Source organism: Chryseobacterium sp. CCNWLW53 (assembly GCF_037083525.1).
In the GTDB taxonomy this organism is placed as follows: Bacteria; Bacteroidota; Bacteroidia; order Flavobacteriales; family Weeksellaceae; genus Chryseobacterium; species Chryseobacterium lathyri.
In genome coordinates, this window is the sequence record NZ_JBAOJR010000003.1 from 445082 (window position 1) to 460304 (window position 15223).

Genomic DNA, 15223 nt, shown 5'->3' on the forward strand with positions numbered 1-15223 from the left:
TTAGAGGCTGAATTCTTCTCTGTATTTCTTCAAAGCATTTTTAAGGATCTCAACGCTTCTCTTAAGATCTTCCTCTTTCAGGACGTAAGCGATTCTTACCTGCTTTTTTCCCAATTCAGGATCACTGTAGAAACCTCCTGCAGGAGCTACCATAATCGTTTCCTTATTAAGAGCGTATTTTTCTAAAAGCCACTGTGCGAATTTTTCGGTATCATCTACCGGAAGCTCTGCTACACAATAGAAAGCTCCTCTCGGCTTAGGACAGATTACTCCTGGAATGGCATTAAGAAGATCTACCAGGATATTTCTTCTGTGTGTATATTCTTCTCTTACTGCTCTGATGTATGCACCGTCGTTCTGATGCGCTGCTGTTGCTGCGATCTGGCCTAAAAGAACCGGGCTCAGTCTTGCCTGTGCAAAAAGCATTGCCGCATCATGGATCTTTTTAGAACGTGTTACCATACACCCGATTCTTACTCCGCACATAGAATAACGCTTGGATTCTGAATCAATGATGATGCAGTTATCGCTCAGTTCAGGGAAATCCAGCATAGAGATCTGCTGTTTCCCGTCATATACGTATTCTCTGTATACTTCGTCGGAGATAATAACGATGTCATATTTTAGGGCAATTTCTGCCAGCTGCTGAAGTTCTTCACGGGTGTAAAGATATCCTGTAGGGTTACCCGGGTTGCAGATAACAATTGCTCTTGTTTTTTCTGTGATTTTTTTCTCAAATTCTTCGATCGGAGGAAGGGCAAAACCTGTATCAATAGTAGATGGAACCGCTACAACATTAACGTTGAATGTGCTGGTAAACCCATTATAATTAGCATAATAAGGCTCAGGAATGATGACCTCATCACCATCATCACATAAAGTGGAAATGGCAAAGTTTAATGCTTCAGATCCTCCATTGGTCACAATGAAATTATCAGGTGTCAGATCCGAGAAACCTAAGGTATGATAATACTCCGTAAGAGCTTTTCTGTATTCTATATTACCTTCAGAAAGTGCATATTCCAATACTTTAAGGTCGATATTCTTTAAAGCATTTAAAGCTGTTTCCGGCGTTTCAATATCAGGCTGTCCGATATTGAGGTGATACACTTTTATTCCCTGCTGTTTTGCTTTTAAAGCATAAGGAACTAGTTTTCTTACCGGCGATGGCGGCATATGCTGTGCTCTGTTTGAAATATTTGGCATTGTTCAAAAATTTGTATGGCAAAAATAAGATTTAATTTCTCAATAATAAAATAACGTGTTGCCCATTTTGACTGCTTTTTAATTGTTTTGAAAATCAGTGAGTTAAAATTGATTATTATCTGTTCTTTTGATGTCTACGGGGATCTTTCTGACTATGCTTGATACTGATCGGCAGTTTTCTTAAAGTGCTGACTATTGGAAATTGATTATACATTAGAATGAATTGAAATTGTTAAAATAATATATTAAAATGCGAATAAAGCATTTGGTTAGAAAATAATGTTTTCATATAAGTTAAATGTATATAATTTAAAGTTATTGATTAATTATTGGTTATTTAATAAAAATTTAAGCTTTGTTTTGATTTTTTTATTAAATTTAAGCGATAATAAAAAATAATTATGAAAACAAATTTACCAGTTAGAGCTTTATCTGTTATGGCTCTTTTTGCGGCAGCAATGATGAGTGCCCAAAACTTTCAGACGATGCCTGTCCAGTCCGGGTATACGGCAGATGTAATCGCCAACGGTGTAGGTTCGGCAATGACATCCACTACAGAAGATGTTGACGGAGTATCTTTTGCATTTGTAGCAAGAGATTTTCAACTTACATCCAGCAGCACACCGATTACTTACGGTCTTCCGGTTAATGGGATCATTAATTCTGCAGTAGCTTCTACACCAGGGCTGAGCTTCAAGCTTGGAGATCTGTCTGGGAGCAATTCTTTAAAAATTTCAAGCAATGCTGCCGGCAGCAACAGTGGAACACTTTCATTTGTAAGCCCGGTTGCAGCTTTTAAAGTGTATATGCTTTCAACTGGCGGAAGTGGGGCATGTACAGTGAATGTAACAGTCAATTTTACAGATAATACTTCCCAGACATTTTCGGGTGTAGCGATCTCTGACTGGTATGGCGGGTCAAATTATGCCATACAGGGAATCGGACGAATCAACAGAAGCAATAATGTTTTAGAGCCTAATTCTACCAATCCGAGACTGTATCAGTCGGCCTTAACCATCGATGCAGCCAATCAGACCAAACCTATTCAAAGTGTTACCGTAACGAAAGTCAGTGGTACAGGCATAGCGAATGTATTTGCTTTTTCTGCTGATGCGTATACAGATTGTGTTGCTCCTACACTTCAGCCTGTAGGCACACTGACTTCTAATTCTGCTCAAGTTTCATGGACGATACCGGCCAGTGTTCAGGCGGTAAGCTATGATGTTTATTACAGCACCAGTAATACAGCGCCTACCGCTGCAACGGTACCTAACCATCCTGGAGTTACTGGAACTTCTTTTACCATTCCTTCTTTATTACCAAGTACGGTTTATTATTATTGGGTAAGAAGCAATTGCAGTACGGCAACGTCTCAGAGTGGTTGGTCATTATCCGGAACATTTACCACCTTGTGTGGGGCTGTGGTCCCGTCATATACGAATGATTTCAGCAGCTTTCCGGGAACATGCTGGGCTGGAGCTCTTTCCGGAGGCACACCTGCTACAGGTCCTACAGGGACATCGTCTTATTGGACATCGGGTGGATTCTTAGGCACAGGTTCCGGAGGATCAGCGACGATCAATTTATATTCAACAGGCAGAACGGGCTGGCTAAAAACAGTACCTTTCAATCTTTCTGCGGGATCATATAAAGTTAAATTTGATTATGGTGTAGCGGCTTATCTTAGTACCAGTGCTTCGCCAATGGGATCTGACGATGTTATTCAGTTTTTGGTATCCAATGATGGCGGTACGACATGGACTGTTTTGGAAACATGGAATCAGGCTAACGCCCCGACCAATACCTCAACTCAATATGTTTATACTCTAGCAGCGTATAACAGTGCTAATACCGTATTTGCATTTTACGGAACAGACGGAACAGTGAACGATGATCCTGACTATAATTTTTATGTAGATAATTTTACTGTTGAGAATGCGCAGCTGGGTACTTCAGAAGTAAAAGACGGTATTAAGAAAGTATCGGTTCATCCAAATCCGTTTAAAGACCTCCTTTATATTTCCGATAATAGAGAAGTGAAATCTGTAACGGTAGGAGATTCTTCCGGAAGAGCTGTAAAAACAATTACAGGAGCTGTAAGAGAGCTTGACCTGAGTACACTGAATACAGGTCTGTATTTTGTTACTATCTATTTCAAAGACGGATCACAGTCTACGGTGAAGGCTATAAAAAAATAATTTTTTTTAATGTCAATAAAGTTGAGCGGCAGTGCATTGATGTACTGCCGCTTTTTGTTTGATTAAATTTCGATCGTGGTATTCATAAATTTTGTTATTTTGAGAAAAATTAAAACATATTGAAAATGCAAATTCCAGCGGATTCTATAACTGATTATATTTCAAAAATTCCTGAAGAAAGACAGGAAGTATTCAAAAAGCTATTTGATACCATAAACGATAACCTGCCAAAAGGCTTCCGGGAAAATATCAGCTATGGCATGGTTGGCTGGGGCGTTCCTCTAGAAACTTATCCGGCTGGCTACCATTGTGCACCGGGTACGCCATTGCCGTTCATGAGCCTGGCCTCCCAGAAAAATTTTATTGCATTTTATCACATGGGTATTTATGCAGATCCAGAGCTGTTAAATTGGTTTGTAACTGAATATCCCAAACGTTCAAAAAGAAAGCTCGATATGGGGAAATCCTGTGTGAGGTTCAAAAAAATGGATGATATTCCTTTTGAGCTCATAGCTGAGGTCAGTAAAAAAATGACGGTTGAAGACTGGATTAATACCTATGAAACACAGTTTAAGAAAAGTAAAGAATATGTTTCAAAAGAAAAATAGCTTAATAATTTGTAAATCCTGATTGTGCCCCACAATAAAAAAATATTATGATTAAATGTAAAGAAGATCTGTTTCAAAAAATTCCTCAAGCTCTAGCTTATATCATTTTCCTCGCTGGGATTTTGTTATTGCAGCAATGTGCCACTCTGGCTCAATCCGGGAAGCTGAAGAACGGGGATCTGCTTTTTGTGACTGCAAAAGAAACCGGGTTATCAGGAGCGATTAATAATGTGACACAAAAACAGAAAGAGGCATCATTTGATCATATTGGAATTGTAGAAAAAGAAAATAATCACTGGTATGTACTGCATGCAGCTCCCAAAGGTGGTTCCCAAAAGCAGGATCTGAAATTTTTTCTTAAAGATCAGGCTGATGACGGCCAGAAAGTAATAATTTACCGCCTGAAGCCGGAATATCAGAACGCTGTTCCGGCTGCTCTTAAAAAAGCAGAATCTATGATAGGAAAACCTTATAATTTCAATTATATTCTGGACGAAAATTCTTTTTACTGTTCAGATTATATTGAAAGAGCGTTCAGGGAAGATCATATATTCAAGCTGGAACCAATGACATTTATTGATCCCAAAACAGGTAAAACCAATGAATTCTGGGCAGAATTTTACAAAAAGAAGAATCTGAAAGTTCCGGAAAGTGAGCCGGGATGCAATCCTAATGGACTGGCCGCTTCAGATAAGCTGGAAAGAGTAGGAGAATTATAAATAACATTACCCTTAAAGATGTAGTAATCTTTAGGGGTATTTTTTTAGTTTAAAAGTTTGATGTAATAATCCTTGAATATTAAATTAAGAAAAAAATTTAGTTAAAATTTAAAATTATTAGTCCACTAATTTGGTGGACTAATAATTTTTTATACTTTTGTCAAAGATTTAACGCAAAAGCAACCATGATCTAGAAAATGTTTAACCAAAAAATTGTTTAGTGATGATTACACCTAATCCTACGTTGCAGGTTCTACCCAACACAATTAGCCTGCCTAAAAAAGAACTGATACTGGAAATAGAATTAAATGGTAAAATGAAATTTGAGCATTTAATGAATATCATCTATAATCAGTTCGGGATCTGTCACAGAGTGCTGTCTGCTAATGTAGAATATGTCAATGGAAACAGTTTTGGTTCAGTACAGTTATATATTAATGTCAATTCAGAAGATTACCAGCAGCTGGAATTTTATCTGAATAAAAATAAACTTTTAAATACCATGGTGGAATATAACTGCCGTAAGTATTTTTAGGGGAGATTCATATAGTTTTAATTACAAGAAAGCATCCGGTTTTTTATCGGATGCTTTTTTATTGCAGTTCTTCTAATGGTTAAAGATGAATCTATTGTATTCTTAATTTTATTCCGATTCAAAAAAACAGTATTTTTAATGAATACAAAACATAAAAATTATGACCATAGTTATTATCATTGCTTTAATTGCAGTATTCCTCATTTACGGAGTATCAATCTACAACCGTCTGGTAAAATTGAAAAATCTAGTTCAGGAAGCTTGGAGTAGTATTGACGTGATGCTTAAAAAACGCCATGATCTTATTCCTAACCTTGTGGAAACTGTAAAAGGCTATGCAACCCATGAGCGGGAAACGCTTGACAGTGTGATAAGAGCCAGAACACAGGCTGTAGGTGCAGATTCGGTACAGGCGAAGGAAGCTGCGGAAAAAAATCTGAATCAGGCCATGATGAATCTGTTTGCCGTAGCGGAACAGTATCCTGATCTGAAAGCCAATACCAACTTTCAGCAGTTGCAGAGCGAGCTTACCTCTATCGAGAATGATGTGGAGAAATCCAGAAGATATTATAACGGAACTGTCCGTGAAAACAATACGTTGGTTGAATCTTTCCCAAGCAACATCATTGCCAATATGTACAAGTTTGAGAAATCACCTTTCTTTGAGCTTGAAAATATTGCAGAAAGAGAAGTTCCATCCGTAAAATTCTAAGAAATGAAAAAATTACTGCAGCTTTTCCTCCTTCAGTTTTTTTTCATAGCCTTTGCCCAAGATGAATTAGCGCGGACGGATCAGCTGTCCATTATCGGATCAGAAAAAATTATCTCCTTCCATTCGGATATTGATGTGGATAAAAATTCGGGGATTACCGTTACTGAAAATATTAAAGTATACAGTCTTGGAAATAATATAAAAAGAGGAATTTTTCGCGCACTTCCTTTGTCCAGAAATCTGAACAATAAAACCCAGAAAGTAAGATATCATATTATTTCAGTGAAAAAAAACGGAGAGGAGGAAGATTATCATGAAGAGAAAGAAGATGGCTACCTAAAAATATATGCCGGAAATAAAGATGTTATCCTCGATCCCGGAACCTACGACTATGAAATAAAATATAAAACAGAGAACCAGATTGGTTTCTTTCCAAAGTATGACGAATTTTACTGGAATGTAAACGGAACCTACTGGGATTTCGATATAGATACTATTTCAGCAAAAGTAAATCTTCCTGCCGGAGCCGGGATTATTCAGAACTCCTGCTATACCGGAGCATATGGCAGCAACAGCCAGAACTGTACAGTCAAAGTACTGTCCAATGAGTCTATAGAATGGGGTGCTTCAGGTCTTCATGCCAATGAAGGTCTTACCATTGCAGTAGGTTTCAAAAAAGGAATTATGGTTCCGCCACCGCCGCCAACTTTCCTGGAAAAGTACGGGGTATTGATTGGCGGATGTATCATATTCCTGATACTGCTTCTGTATCTTTATTCAACCTGGATGAAATACGGGATAGATCCGGAAACCCCTACTGTTTATCCACAGTTCAATGTTCCTGAAAATCTTTCGCCGGCTTCCCTGGGATACATCAACTCCGAAAGTTTTAAAAACAAATACCTGACGGCAGCTATTGTCAGCCTTGCAGTAAAAGGATATGTAAAGATTATAGAAGGAGAAGATTCCGGTCTGCTGGGGTTTTTCAATACCAAAACCTTTACATTGAAGAAATTGAAAGCTGCAGATGAAATGCTTCCGAAAGAAGAAATCAACCTGATGAATAGTCTTTTTTCAGAATTTGAAGATTCCGTCAAGTTTGATGGAAAATATAATCCGAAAATAGAAACCGCTGTTCAGAACTTCAAAGGAACACTGGGCTTTCAGCATGACGATTTTTTGAATGAAGGAAATAATAAGAAAAAGTTAGTGCTTCCATGGCTTGTTATTAGTCTGGTGTATGGCTTCGGTTTATTCTTAAGTTATAATATATTGCCGGAGCCTGAAAGAGTATTTGCCGGAGTAATTTTATACATTATTATTTTTATTGCCTTTGCTTTAATAACATTTTTAGCGAAGAAATTATCATGGAAACTTTTATTTTTTATTCCTATTCCTCTCAGTATTGCTTTAGGAATAGGAGGAGTAATTTCTCAGGAAGGAACAGAGGTCGGGAGCATTAACTTTAGTGTCTGCTATATTTTTCTTGTGCTGGCATTTTCAGTAATGGTACTTTATCAATATTTAATAAAACAGCCATCTAAAGAAAAGCTGAGAAAACAATCCCTGATAGATGGCTTCAAAATGTATATGGGAGCGGCAGAGAACGAACAGCTGAAATTTCACAATCCTCCTCAGATGACTCCTCAGGTTTTCGAAACCCTTCTGCCTTTTGCTATGGTCATGGGAGTTGATCAGATCTGGGGACAGAAATTTGATGAATTGCTGAAGAAAACAGCAGCAGAATATCAAAATACCTGGTATTACGGCGGCGTAATGAATCATTATGCTTTTGCCAATACCCTCAACTCCAGTCTTACCCAATCCATACAATCTGCATCTACCAAACCGTCCAGCTCAAGCAGCGGTTCCGGTGGAGGAGGCTTCTCCGGCGGTGGAGGTGGAGGCGGTGGAGGTGGTGGCTGGTAACCAAAAGCTATTAAAATAAAAGCGTTCAAATTAATTTGAACGCTTTTATATTATAATAAATATTTTCCTAAATTCTCTCAATATCCGCCCCAATCGCTTTCAGTCTTCCGTCGATATTTTCATACCCTCTGTCGATCTGTTCGATATTGTGGATGATGGATTTTCCTTCTGCCGAAAGTGCTGCGATAAGTAGGGCATTCCCAGCTCTGATATCTGGGGAAACCATGGTAGTTCCTCTCAACGGAGCTTCCTGATTCAATCCGATTACCGTAGCTCTGTGCGGATCACATAAAATGATCTGTGCCCCCATATCGATCAGTTTATCCACAAAGAATAATCTGGATTCAAACATTTTCTGGTGAACCAAAAGACTTCCTTTTGCCTGAGTGGCTACTACCAGAATAATTGATAATAAATCCGGTGTAAATCCAGGCCATGGAGCATCTGAAATGGTAAGAATAGAACCATCAATAAACTTCTGAATCTTATAGTTTTCCTGGGCAGGAATAAATATATCGTCATTGCTCTGCTCAAGTTCGATGCCTAGCTTTCTGAATGTGTTGGGAATAACACCAAGCTGGCTCCAGTTGACATTTTTAATAGTGATCTCAGATTTAGTCATGGCAGCAAGGCCTATCCATGATCCGATTTCTACCATATCCGGAAGCATCGTGTGTTCCGTACCATGAAGATATTCAACCCCTTCAATCGTTACCAGGTTAGACCCGATTCCGGAGATGTTTGCCCCCATTCTGTTCAGCATTTTGCAGAGTTGCTGAAGATAAGGTTCGCAGGCGGCATTATAAATTCTTGTTTTTCCTTTGGCAAGAGCTGCGGCCATCACGATATTGGCTGTTCCGGTTACAGAAGCTTCTTCCAGGAGAATAAACTTTCCTCTCAGCTCCTTAGCTTTTAATGAATAAAAATATTCATCTTCATCATAATTAAATTCAGCGCCAAGTTCTACAAGTCCCTGGAAATGAGTATCTAATCTTCTTCTTCCTATCTTATCACCTCCCGGGGTCGGCATATACGCTTCACCATAACGGGCAAGCATTGGACCCATCAGCATGATAGAACCTCTTAGTTTAGCACCGTCTTTTTTAAATTCATCAGACTTGATATAATCGAAATTGACCTTATCGGCTTTAAATGTGAAATCACCCTGCCCATTTTTGGTTACCTTAACCCCAAAATCGCCCAGAATTTCAATAAGTCTGTTAACATCATGAATATCCGGAATATTTTTAATTCTTACCTCCTCATCTGTTAACAGGACAGCACATAAAATTTGAAGAGCTTCATTTTTTGCCCCTTGTGGAGTGATTTCACCATGCAGTCTTTTCCCTCCTCTTATCTGAAATGTTCCACTCATTATTTTCTGTTTTTATGGTTGTTGTTATGCCTTCTCTTATTGGTCTGGTTCTTATTATTATTGTTATTACTGTTGCTGCTTCTGCCGCTGTTATTGTTGTTCCTGCTGTTGTTATTATTGCTGGTATAGTAGATCTTGCTCTTCTCCAGGGATTCTATTCCCGTAAGGTCCAGTCTGTTTTCAGAAAGCTCCTTCAGGTGACGGAAAATAACATCATCCGTTACATGTTCCTTATTATATACATTATAAGACTTCTTCATGTTGTTGGCAATCACTTCGATCAGGGCTTCCTTCTCATCACCAGGTTCCAGTTCGATAGCTTTTTCTATCAGTTGAAGAATACTTTTCCCGTAGAATTTAAAATCTCCCTGAAGTTTAGGGTATTCCATTCTTTTAGGCTTTTCGGCAAGCTGTTCTCTGGTAGGAAAAGGGTATGGGGAATCTACATCAAGATCATATTCTGCTAAAATAAAAAGATGATCCCAAAGTTTATGCTTATAATTTTCTTCGTCACGGAGCTGAGGGTTTCTCTGACCCATAAAATCGATAATGGCCATAGCCATTTCACTCCTTTCCTCTTTGGTAGGGAGCTCTTTGCAGCGTTCAACCAGCTGTTGTATAATTCTGCCATATTCCGGCATATGAAGCTGAGTTTTTTGGGTATTGTATTCCATAGTATGCAAATATATGGATTAAAAGAAAAATTGCTTTGAAATTATTAAAAGTTTATGATTTTTTAATGAATTTTTTATACAGCCATTGTCAGGAATCTTTTATTGAAAATGAAAAATTTTTGTGTTTTATATATTTTGTTTCAATAAAATTGTAATTTAGTTAATAGATTAATAATTAAAATACACGTATGAAAAAAACACATTTCTTAATTTCGATGCTGTCTTTAGCATTTTTAAGTTCCTGTCAGAGCGGTGATGAAAACGATAATGAAAGTCTTCAGAAAGAAGAAGTTCATGCTAAAACCGTAAATGTTACCAACCATGACGGGCGGCCCTTTAGTACAGGAAGCGGATCTTTGACCGGGAAATATGTATCCGGTCCTGGAGGCGGTGTCCTGATGCAGGGGTTTTACTGGGATGTTCCCGAAGGTGGAAATTGGTGGAACACTGTGAAAGACAAGCTGACGGCCTGGTCAGACTCCGGAATTAGTGCAGTATGGCTTCCACCTGCTTCAAAAGCTCAGAACGGAGCTTATTCTATGGGATATGACCCGACAGATTACTATGATTTTGGAAATTTTAACCAGAACGGAAGTGTAGAAACCCGTTTTGGATCCCGGACCGAGCTGGAAGCATTGATAACAAAAGCCCATGCAGAAAATATGCAGGTGTATGCAGATATTGTTATCAATCATAACAGTGGCGGGCAGTCTCAGGCCAATCCTTTCACCGGAACAAATACCTGGACAGACTTTTCAGGAGTTGCTTCCGGGAAATTTCAACGAAGTTATAATGATTTTTACAAAAATTCGTACGGGAATAATGATGAAGGTGCTTTCGGAGGATTTCCCGACCTGTGTCATGCTAATCCTTATGTCCAGGACTGGCTCTGGGGAAGAGATGATTCTGTAGGGAAGTATTATAAGAATGTTATGAAATTTGACGGATGGAGATTTGATTATGTCAAAGGCTTCGGGCCTTGGGTTGTCAATAACTGGAATTCCAACGTAGGTGGATTTTCCGTTGGTGAACTTTGGGATTCCAATGTAAATACCTTAGAATGGTGGGCTAATAATGCCAACAGTTCTGTATTTGATTTTGCGGCATACTATAAAATGGATGAAGCTTTTGACAACGGAAATTTAAATGTTCTGAATGACGACATGATGTGGAAAAGAAATCCATATAAAGCAGTGACTTTTGTGGCCAATCATGATACCGATATTATTAACAATAAGATGCCGGCTTATGCTTACATTCTTACTCACGAAGGTTATCCTACCATTTTTTACCGTGACTATGAAGAATGGTTAAACAAAGAAAGGCTTAATAATCTGATTTGGATCCATAATAATAAGGCTACAGGAACCACTTCCATATTATATACGGATAATGATGAATATATTGCAAGGCGTAACGGCTATAACGGGAATCCTGGCCTGGTGGTTTATATCAATAATTCATCGAGCTGGCAGGAAAGATGGGTAGAAACCAACTGGAGCAGTAAGCAGATAAAAGATTTTACAGGTCACTCCGGATGGTATCCAACAACACAGGGAGATAAATGGGTGAAAATTCAGGCTCCGCCAAACAGTTATTCAATATGGTCATTGAACCAATAAAATTTAAGAAGAGCAAGGATGAATTTCATCTTTGCTTTTTTATTATTTACATCCTGGAAAATATAGATTAACAGCAGCGGATTTAGTCTACAAATTCAGGATTTAAATTAGATTTCAATAAATTTTTTCTTTTGCTCACGATCAGGAAGAAAACATTTCTGATTGGCCAGTTTCATTCTGTTTCTTGAAATAAGATCATACACCTGATCACTCAAAAATGCAGGCAATACTTTTCCGGCAGCCGACAGTTTATAAACCCCACCCAATATAGTGGCGATCTGCAGTACAGCACGTGATTTGGTGAAATAATACTGTCCAGGTTTCCAGAGGTATAGCGTGTTGAATACTTGAGTTTGAAGACCTCTCTCAGACAGAAACTTCTGTCCGAAATCAGACTGCAGGGATGCAAACATAAATCGGTCATTCTTATCCCGTTCAAGGACCCACTGTACCCAGAAATTACAGACGCCACAGTCTCCGTCAAAAAATACAATATGTTTGTCTTCCCAGTTCTCCTTCATGATATAGATATTTAAAATAACATTTTCCTTTCCGTATCTTCTTTTACTTTTTTGAAGTATTTCACCAGTTCCTTACGCTGTTCCGCAGTCAGCTTTGCATCCTGATGTCCTACATAATAAGACTCCAGGGGCATTTCTTCTTTTTCTGTCATTTCTATACATTCTCCAAGTTTATGGGCCTGCCTTTTAGGTTCGTATACTGCAAAAGTAGAGAAATTAAGATGCTTTCTGCCTTCCTCTATATGATTTTTAACAAACCATGAAGCTGGTGAAATGCTGGCATACCACGGATATTCAGTTTCATTGGAATGGCAGTCATAGCAGGATGTTCTGATGATTTTTGCAATAGGTTCCGGCGTGTTTTTGATCTTCAGAAAATCCATACCCGGCGTTGGGGCCGGATTAGTCCTGTCGATCGGGAAAAACTGTATAATAATAAACGCAACAAGCAGAACAACCAGGATTTTTTTCATATCAATTATATTCTTGAACTATAAAAATAATCAAATTTTATTAAATCGAATGAATTGATTATCAAAACATACAATGCTCATTTGAATCATTCTAAATATGGCAACTTAGACTTGCTTTTTTCATATCTGCTTTTGAATTTTAACTAACTTAATTGCATTATTATAACTTTTAATATCCTGCTTTAAAATGATTTATAAAGCTTGACTAATTATAGTTTTTGACTATCGTTTAAATAATAATTAATAGATTGTATTTATATATAAGACTTTGTAAGTTTGTTATGTTTAAAAAAAACTGTATTAATCAACATAAAAATAAACGACAATGGAAAATGATTTGAATGACATCAGTAAATGTCCGTTCCATAACGGAACAATGAAAAAAGAAGCTGTAGCTGGAGGAGGAACCAAAAATCTTGATTGGTGGCCTGATCAGCTTAGGGTAGATATCCTGCGCCAGCACTCATCTCTTTCAGATCCTATGGATAAAGATTTTGACTATGCGGAAGCATTCAAAAGTCTCGACCTTGAAGCTGTAAAAAGAGATCTGCATGCATTGATGACAGATTCTCAGGACTGGTGGCCTGCCGATTTTGGCCATTACGGTCCCTTGTTTATCCGAATGGCATGGCACAGTGCGGGTACCTACCGTGTTGGTGATGGAAGAGGAGGAGCCGGTGCAGGACAGCAGCGTTTTGCCCCACTGAACAGCTGGCCGGATAACGTGAGTCTGGATAAAGCCAGAAGATTGCTGTGGCCTATCAAGCAGAAATATGGAAATAAAATCTCATGGGCAGATCTTTTGGTCCTTACCGGGAATATTGCTTTAGAGTCTATGGGATTTAAAACATTCGGATTTGCAGGAGGGCGTGAAGATGTATGGGAACCGGATATGGATGTTTACTGGGGTTCGGAAAAAACATGGCTTGGAGGTGACTTGCGGTATGCGCACGGTTCAGAAGGTGTAGCCGAAAAGCACGGAGTACTTCCAACTGATGATGATGCAGATGGTGATGTTCATTCCAGAAACCTTGAAAAGCCTCTTGCTGCTGTACAAATGGGGCTTATTTATGTAAACCCTGAAGGCCCGGACGGAAATCCTGATCCGATAGCTGCTGCCAAAGATATCCGCGATACATTCGGACGTATGGCGATGAATGATGAAGAAACGGTAGCTTTAATTGCCGGTGGACATACTTTTGGAAAAACTCATGGTGCAGGGCCTGCGGATAACGTTGGAAAAGAGCCGGAAGCAGCGGGAATTGAACTTCAGGGACTAGGATGGAGCAGTACTTATAAATCAGGAAAAGGAACAGATGCTATTTCCAGCGGTCTGGAAGTAACATGGACAGAGACTCCGACACAGTGGAGCAATTATTTTTTCAAAAATTTATTTGAAAATGAATGGGAACTGACCAAAAGCCCTGCCGGAGCCCACCAATGGGTTGCCAAAAACGGAGCTGAGATCATTCCTGATGCTTTTGATCCTGCAAAAAAGCACAGACCTACGATGTTGACTACAGACCTTTCCTTAAAACTGGATCCTGTGTATGAAAAAATATCAAGACATTTCTATGAAAATCCGGATGCATTTGCAGATGCCTTCTCCAGAGCATGGTTTAAGCTTACCCACAGAGATATGGGGCCTAAAGCAAGATATCTGGGACCGGACGTTCCTCAGGAAGAACTGATCTGGCAGGATCCTATTCCTCAGGTTGATCATGAACTGATCAATGATGCAGATATTAGCACCTTAAAAGAAAAAATATTAAATTCAGGATTAAGTGTTTCAGAATTAGTATCTACTGCATGGGCTTCCGCATCCACATTCAGGGGAAGTGATAAGCGCGGCGGGGCCAACGGAGCAAGAATCAGGCTGGCTCCTCAAAAAGATTGGGAGGTAAACAATCCTGTTCAGCTTCAGAAAGTTTTAGGGGTTTTGGAAAATATTCAAAAAGAATTCAACAACACTCAAGTTATCAATAAAAAAGTATCATTGGCGGATGTAATTGTTCTTGCAGGAAGTGCGGGAGTTGAAAAAGCTGCAAAAGAATCAGGGCATGATATCAAAGTTCCTTTTGCACCCGGAAGAATGGATGCTTCACAGGAACAGACCGATGTAGAATCCATGAGTTATCTGGAGCCTGCAGCAGATGGATTCCGTAACTATCTGAAAAAGAAATTCAGTGTATCTACAGAATCCTTACTGATTGATAAGGCACAGCTTTTAACCCTAACAGCACCTGAACTTACCGTACTTATAGGCGGAATGCGTGCACTGGACACGAATTTTGACGGATCAAAACATGGTGTATTTACCAACCGTCCGGGAATACTTACCAATGACTTTTTTGTTAATCTTCTCGATATGGGAACGCTATGGAAAGCTATTTCGGAAGATCAGGAACTGTATATGGGAACCGATCGGTCAACAGGACAGCCAAAATGGACAGCTACCCGTGCAGATCTTGTTTTTGGCTCTAATTCTGAATTGAGAGCGATTGTAGAAGTGTATGCCAGTTCCGATGCCCAGAGAAAATTTGTAAATGATTTTGTTTCCGCCTGGGTTAAAGTAATGAATTCTGACAGATTTGATTTAAAGTAATTGTAAACTTAACATAATATTATGAAGACGGCTGTAAAAGCTGTCT

General features: G+C 38.8%; 13 protein-coding genes. 8 read left to right on the plus strand and 5 right to left on the minus strand.

What is annotated here, in order from left to right:
- Positions 1 to 1206, minus strand: coding sequence for a pyridoxal phosphate-dependent aminotransferase (locus V6R96_RS11025; protein ID WP_111960557.1), 1206 nt, complete (start codon positions 1204 to 1206; stop codon positions 1 to 3).
- Between the two features lie 401 nt (positions 1207 to 1607).
- Here V6R96_RS11025 and V6R96_RS11030 point away from each other — a divergent pair, with 401 nt between their 5' ends.
- From V6R96_RS11030 to V6R96_RS11055, 6 genes are all read left to right on the plus strand, one after another.
- The gene (locus V6R96_RS11030) at positions 1608 to 3404 is read left to right on the plus strand and encodes a T9SS type A sorting domain-containing protein (RefSeq protein WP_336378934.1); all 1797 of its coding nucleotides are present in this window, start codon (positions 1608 to 1610) and stop codon (positions 3402 to 3404) included.
- Positions 3405 to 3529: 125 nt separating this feature from the next.
- Positions 3530 to 4012, plus strand: a complete 483-nt coding sequence (locus tag V6R96_RS11035) for a DUF1801 domain-containing protein (protein WP_336378933.1) — start codon at positions 3530 to 3532, stop codon at positions 4010 to 4012.
- Positions 4013 to 4059: 47 nt separating this feature from the next.
- Entirely contained in the window at positions 4060 to 4731 is a 672-nt protein-coding gene (locus tag V6R96_RS11040; RefSeq protein WP_336378932.1) for a YiiX/YebB-like N1pC/P60 family cysteine hydrolase, read from the plus strand.
- Positions 4732 to 4954: 223 nt separating this feature from the next.
- On the plus strand, positions 4955 to 5266 hold the full coding sequence (locus V6R96_RS11045; protein WP_111960565.1) for an NIL domain-containing protein: 312 nt from the start codon (positions 4955 to 4957) through the stop codon (positions 5264 to 5266).
- 160 nt (positions 5267 to 5426) lie between these two features.
- Positions 5427 to 5978 carry a LemA family protein gene (locus V6R96_RS11050; protein ID WP_167409451.1) on the plus strand — a complete coding sequence of 184 codons (552 nt, stop codon included), beginning with the start codon at positions 5427 to 5429 and terminating at the stop codon, positions 5976 to 5978.
- A 3-nt stretch (positions 5979 to 5981) separates the two neighbouring features.
- The gene (locus V6R96_RS11055; RefSeq protein WP_336378931.1) at positions 5982 to 7907 is read left to right on the plus strand and encodes a DUF2207 domain-containing protein; all 1926 of its coding nucleotides are present in this window, start codon (positions 5982 to 5984) and stop codon (positions 7905 to 7907) included.
- Positions 7908 to 7974: 67 nt separating this feature from the next.
- Here V6R96_RS11055 and murA read toward each other — a convergent pair whose 3' ends face one another.
- Both murA and V6R96_RS11065 read right to left on the minus strand, forming a co-directional pair.
- Complete coding sequence (gene murA / locus V6R96_RS11060; RefSeq protein WP_111961038.1) at positions 7975 to 9282, minus strand: UDP-N-acetylglucosamine 1-carboxyvinyltransferase; 1308 nt, start codon at positions 9280 to 9282, stop codon at positions 7975 to 7977.
- Positions 9282 to 9956, minus strand: coding sequence for a DUF4290 domain-containing protein (locus tag V6R96_RS11065; protein WP_111961037.1), 675 nt, complete (start codon positions 9954 to 9956; stop codon positions 9282 to 9284). The genes murA and V6R96_RS11065 overlap by 1 nt, the downstream gene beginning before the upstream one ends.
- A gap of 188 nt (positions 9957 to 10144) precedes the next feature.
- On the opposite strand from V6R96_RS11065, the gene V6R96_RS11070 reads away from it, so the two are divergent.
- Positions 10145 to 11578 (plus strand): alpha-amylase, encoded by a 1434-nt coding sequence (locus V6R96_RS11070; protein ID WP_223560146.1) that lies wholly within the window; start codon positions 10145 to 10147, stop codon positions 11576 to 11578.
- A gap of 107 nt (positions 11579 to 11685) precedes the next feature.
- Here the strand turns inward: V6R96_RS11070 and V6R96_RS11075 are convergent, their stop codons facing one another.
- Together V6R96_RS11075 and V6R96_RS11080 are read right to left on the minus strand one after the other, a co-directional pair.
- A complete protein-coding gene (locus tag V6R96_RS11075) occupies positions 11686 to 12099 on the minus strand; it encodes a thiol-disulfide oxidoreductase DCC family protein (RefSeq protein WP_111961035.1) in 414 nt (137 codons plus the stop codon).
- Between the two features lie 11 nt (positions 12100 to 12110).
- Positions 12111 to 12572, minus strand: coding sequence for a heme-binding domain-containing protein (locus tag V6R96_RS11080; protein WP_111961034.1), 462 nt, complete (start codon positions 12570 to 12572; stop codon positions 12111 to 12113).
- A gap of 325 nt (positions 12573 to 12897) precedes the next feature.
- Between V6R96_RS11080 and katG the strand changes: the two genes are divergently transcribed.
- Positions 12898 to 15177, plus strand: a complete 2280-nt coding sequence (katG, locus tag V6R96_RS11085; RefSeq protein ID WP_336378930.1) for a catalase/peroxidase HPI — start codon at positions 12898 to 12900, stop codon at positions 15175 to 15177.
- Positions 15178 to 15223: the final 46 nt, after the last annotated feature.

Bases quoted from the DNA above. Each gene is read 5' to 3' on its own strand.
- murA (WP_111961038.1), bottom strand. From the start codon at position 9,282: ATGAGTGGAACATTTCAGATAAGAGGAGGGAAAAGACTGCATGGTGAA.
- V6R96_RS11080 (WP_111961034.1), bottom strand. From the start codon at position 12,572: ATGAAAAAAATCCTGGTTGTTCTGCTTGTTGCGTTTATTATTATACAG.
- V6R96_RS11065 (WP_111961037.1), bottom strand. From the start codon at position 9,956: ATGGAATACAATACCCAAAAAACTCAGCTTCATATGCCGGAATATGGC.
- V6R96_RS11075 (WP_111961035.1), bottom strand. From the start codon at position 12,099: ATGAAGGAGAACTGGGAAGACAAACATATTGTATTTTTTGACGGAGAC.
- V6R96_RS11045 (WP_111960565.1), top strand. From the start codon at position 4,955: ATGATTACACCTAATCCTACGTTGCAGGTTCTACCCAACACAATTAGC.
- V6R96_RS11035 (WP_336378933.1), top strand. From the start codon at position 3,530: ATGCAAATTCCAGCGGATTCTATAACTGATTATATTTCAAAAATTCCT.
- V6R96_RS11040 (WP_336378932.1), top strand. From the start codon at position 4,060: ATGATTAAATGTAAAGAAGATCTGTTTCAAAAAATTCCTCAAGCTCTA.
- V6R96_RS11030 (WP_336378934.1), top strand. From the start codon at position 1,608: ATGAAAACAAATTTACCAGTTAGAGCTTTATCTGTTATGGCTCTTTTT.
- katG (WP_336378930.1), top strand. From the start codon at position 12,898: ATGGAAAATGATTTGAATGACATCAGTAAATGTCCGTTCCATAACGGA.
- V6R96_RS11070 (WP_223560146.1), top strand. From the start codon at position 10,145: ATGAAAAAAACACATTTCTTAATTTCGATGCTGTCTTTAGCATTTTTA.
- V6R96_RS11050 (WP_167409451.1), top strand. From the start codon at position 5,427: ATGACCATAGTTATTATCATTGCTTTAATTGCAGTATTCCTCATTTAC.
- V6R96_RS11025 (WP_111960557.1), bottom strand. From the start codon at position 1,206: ATGCCAAATATTTCAAACAGAGCACAGCATATGCCGCCATCGCCGGTA.
- V6R96_RS11055 (WP_336378931.1), top strand. From the start codon at position 5,982: ATGAAAAAATTACTGCAGCTTTTCCTCCTTCAGTTTTTTTTCATAGCC.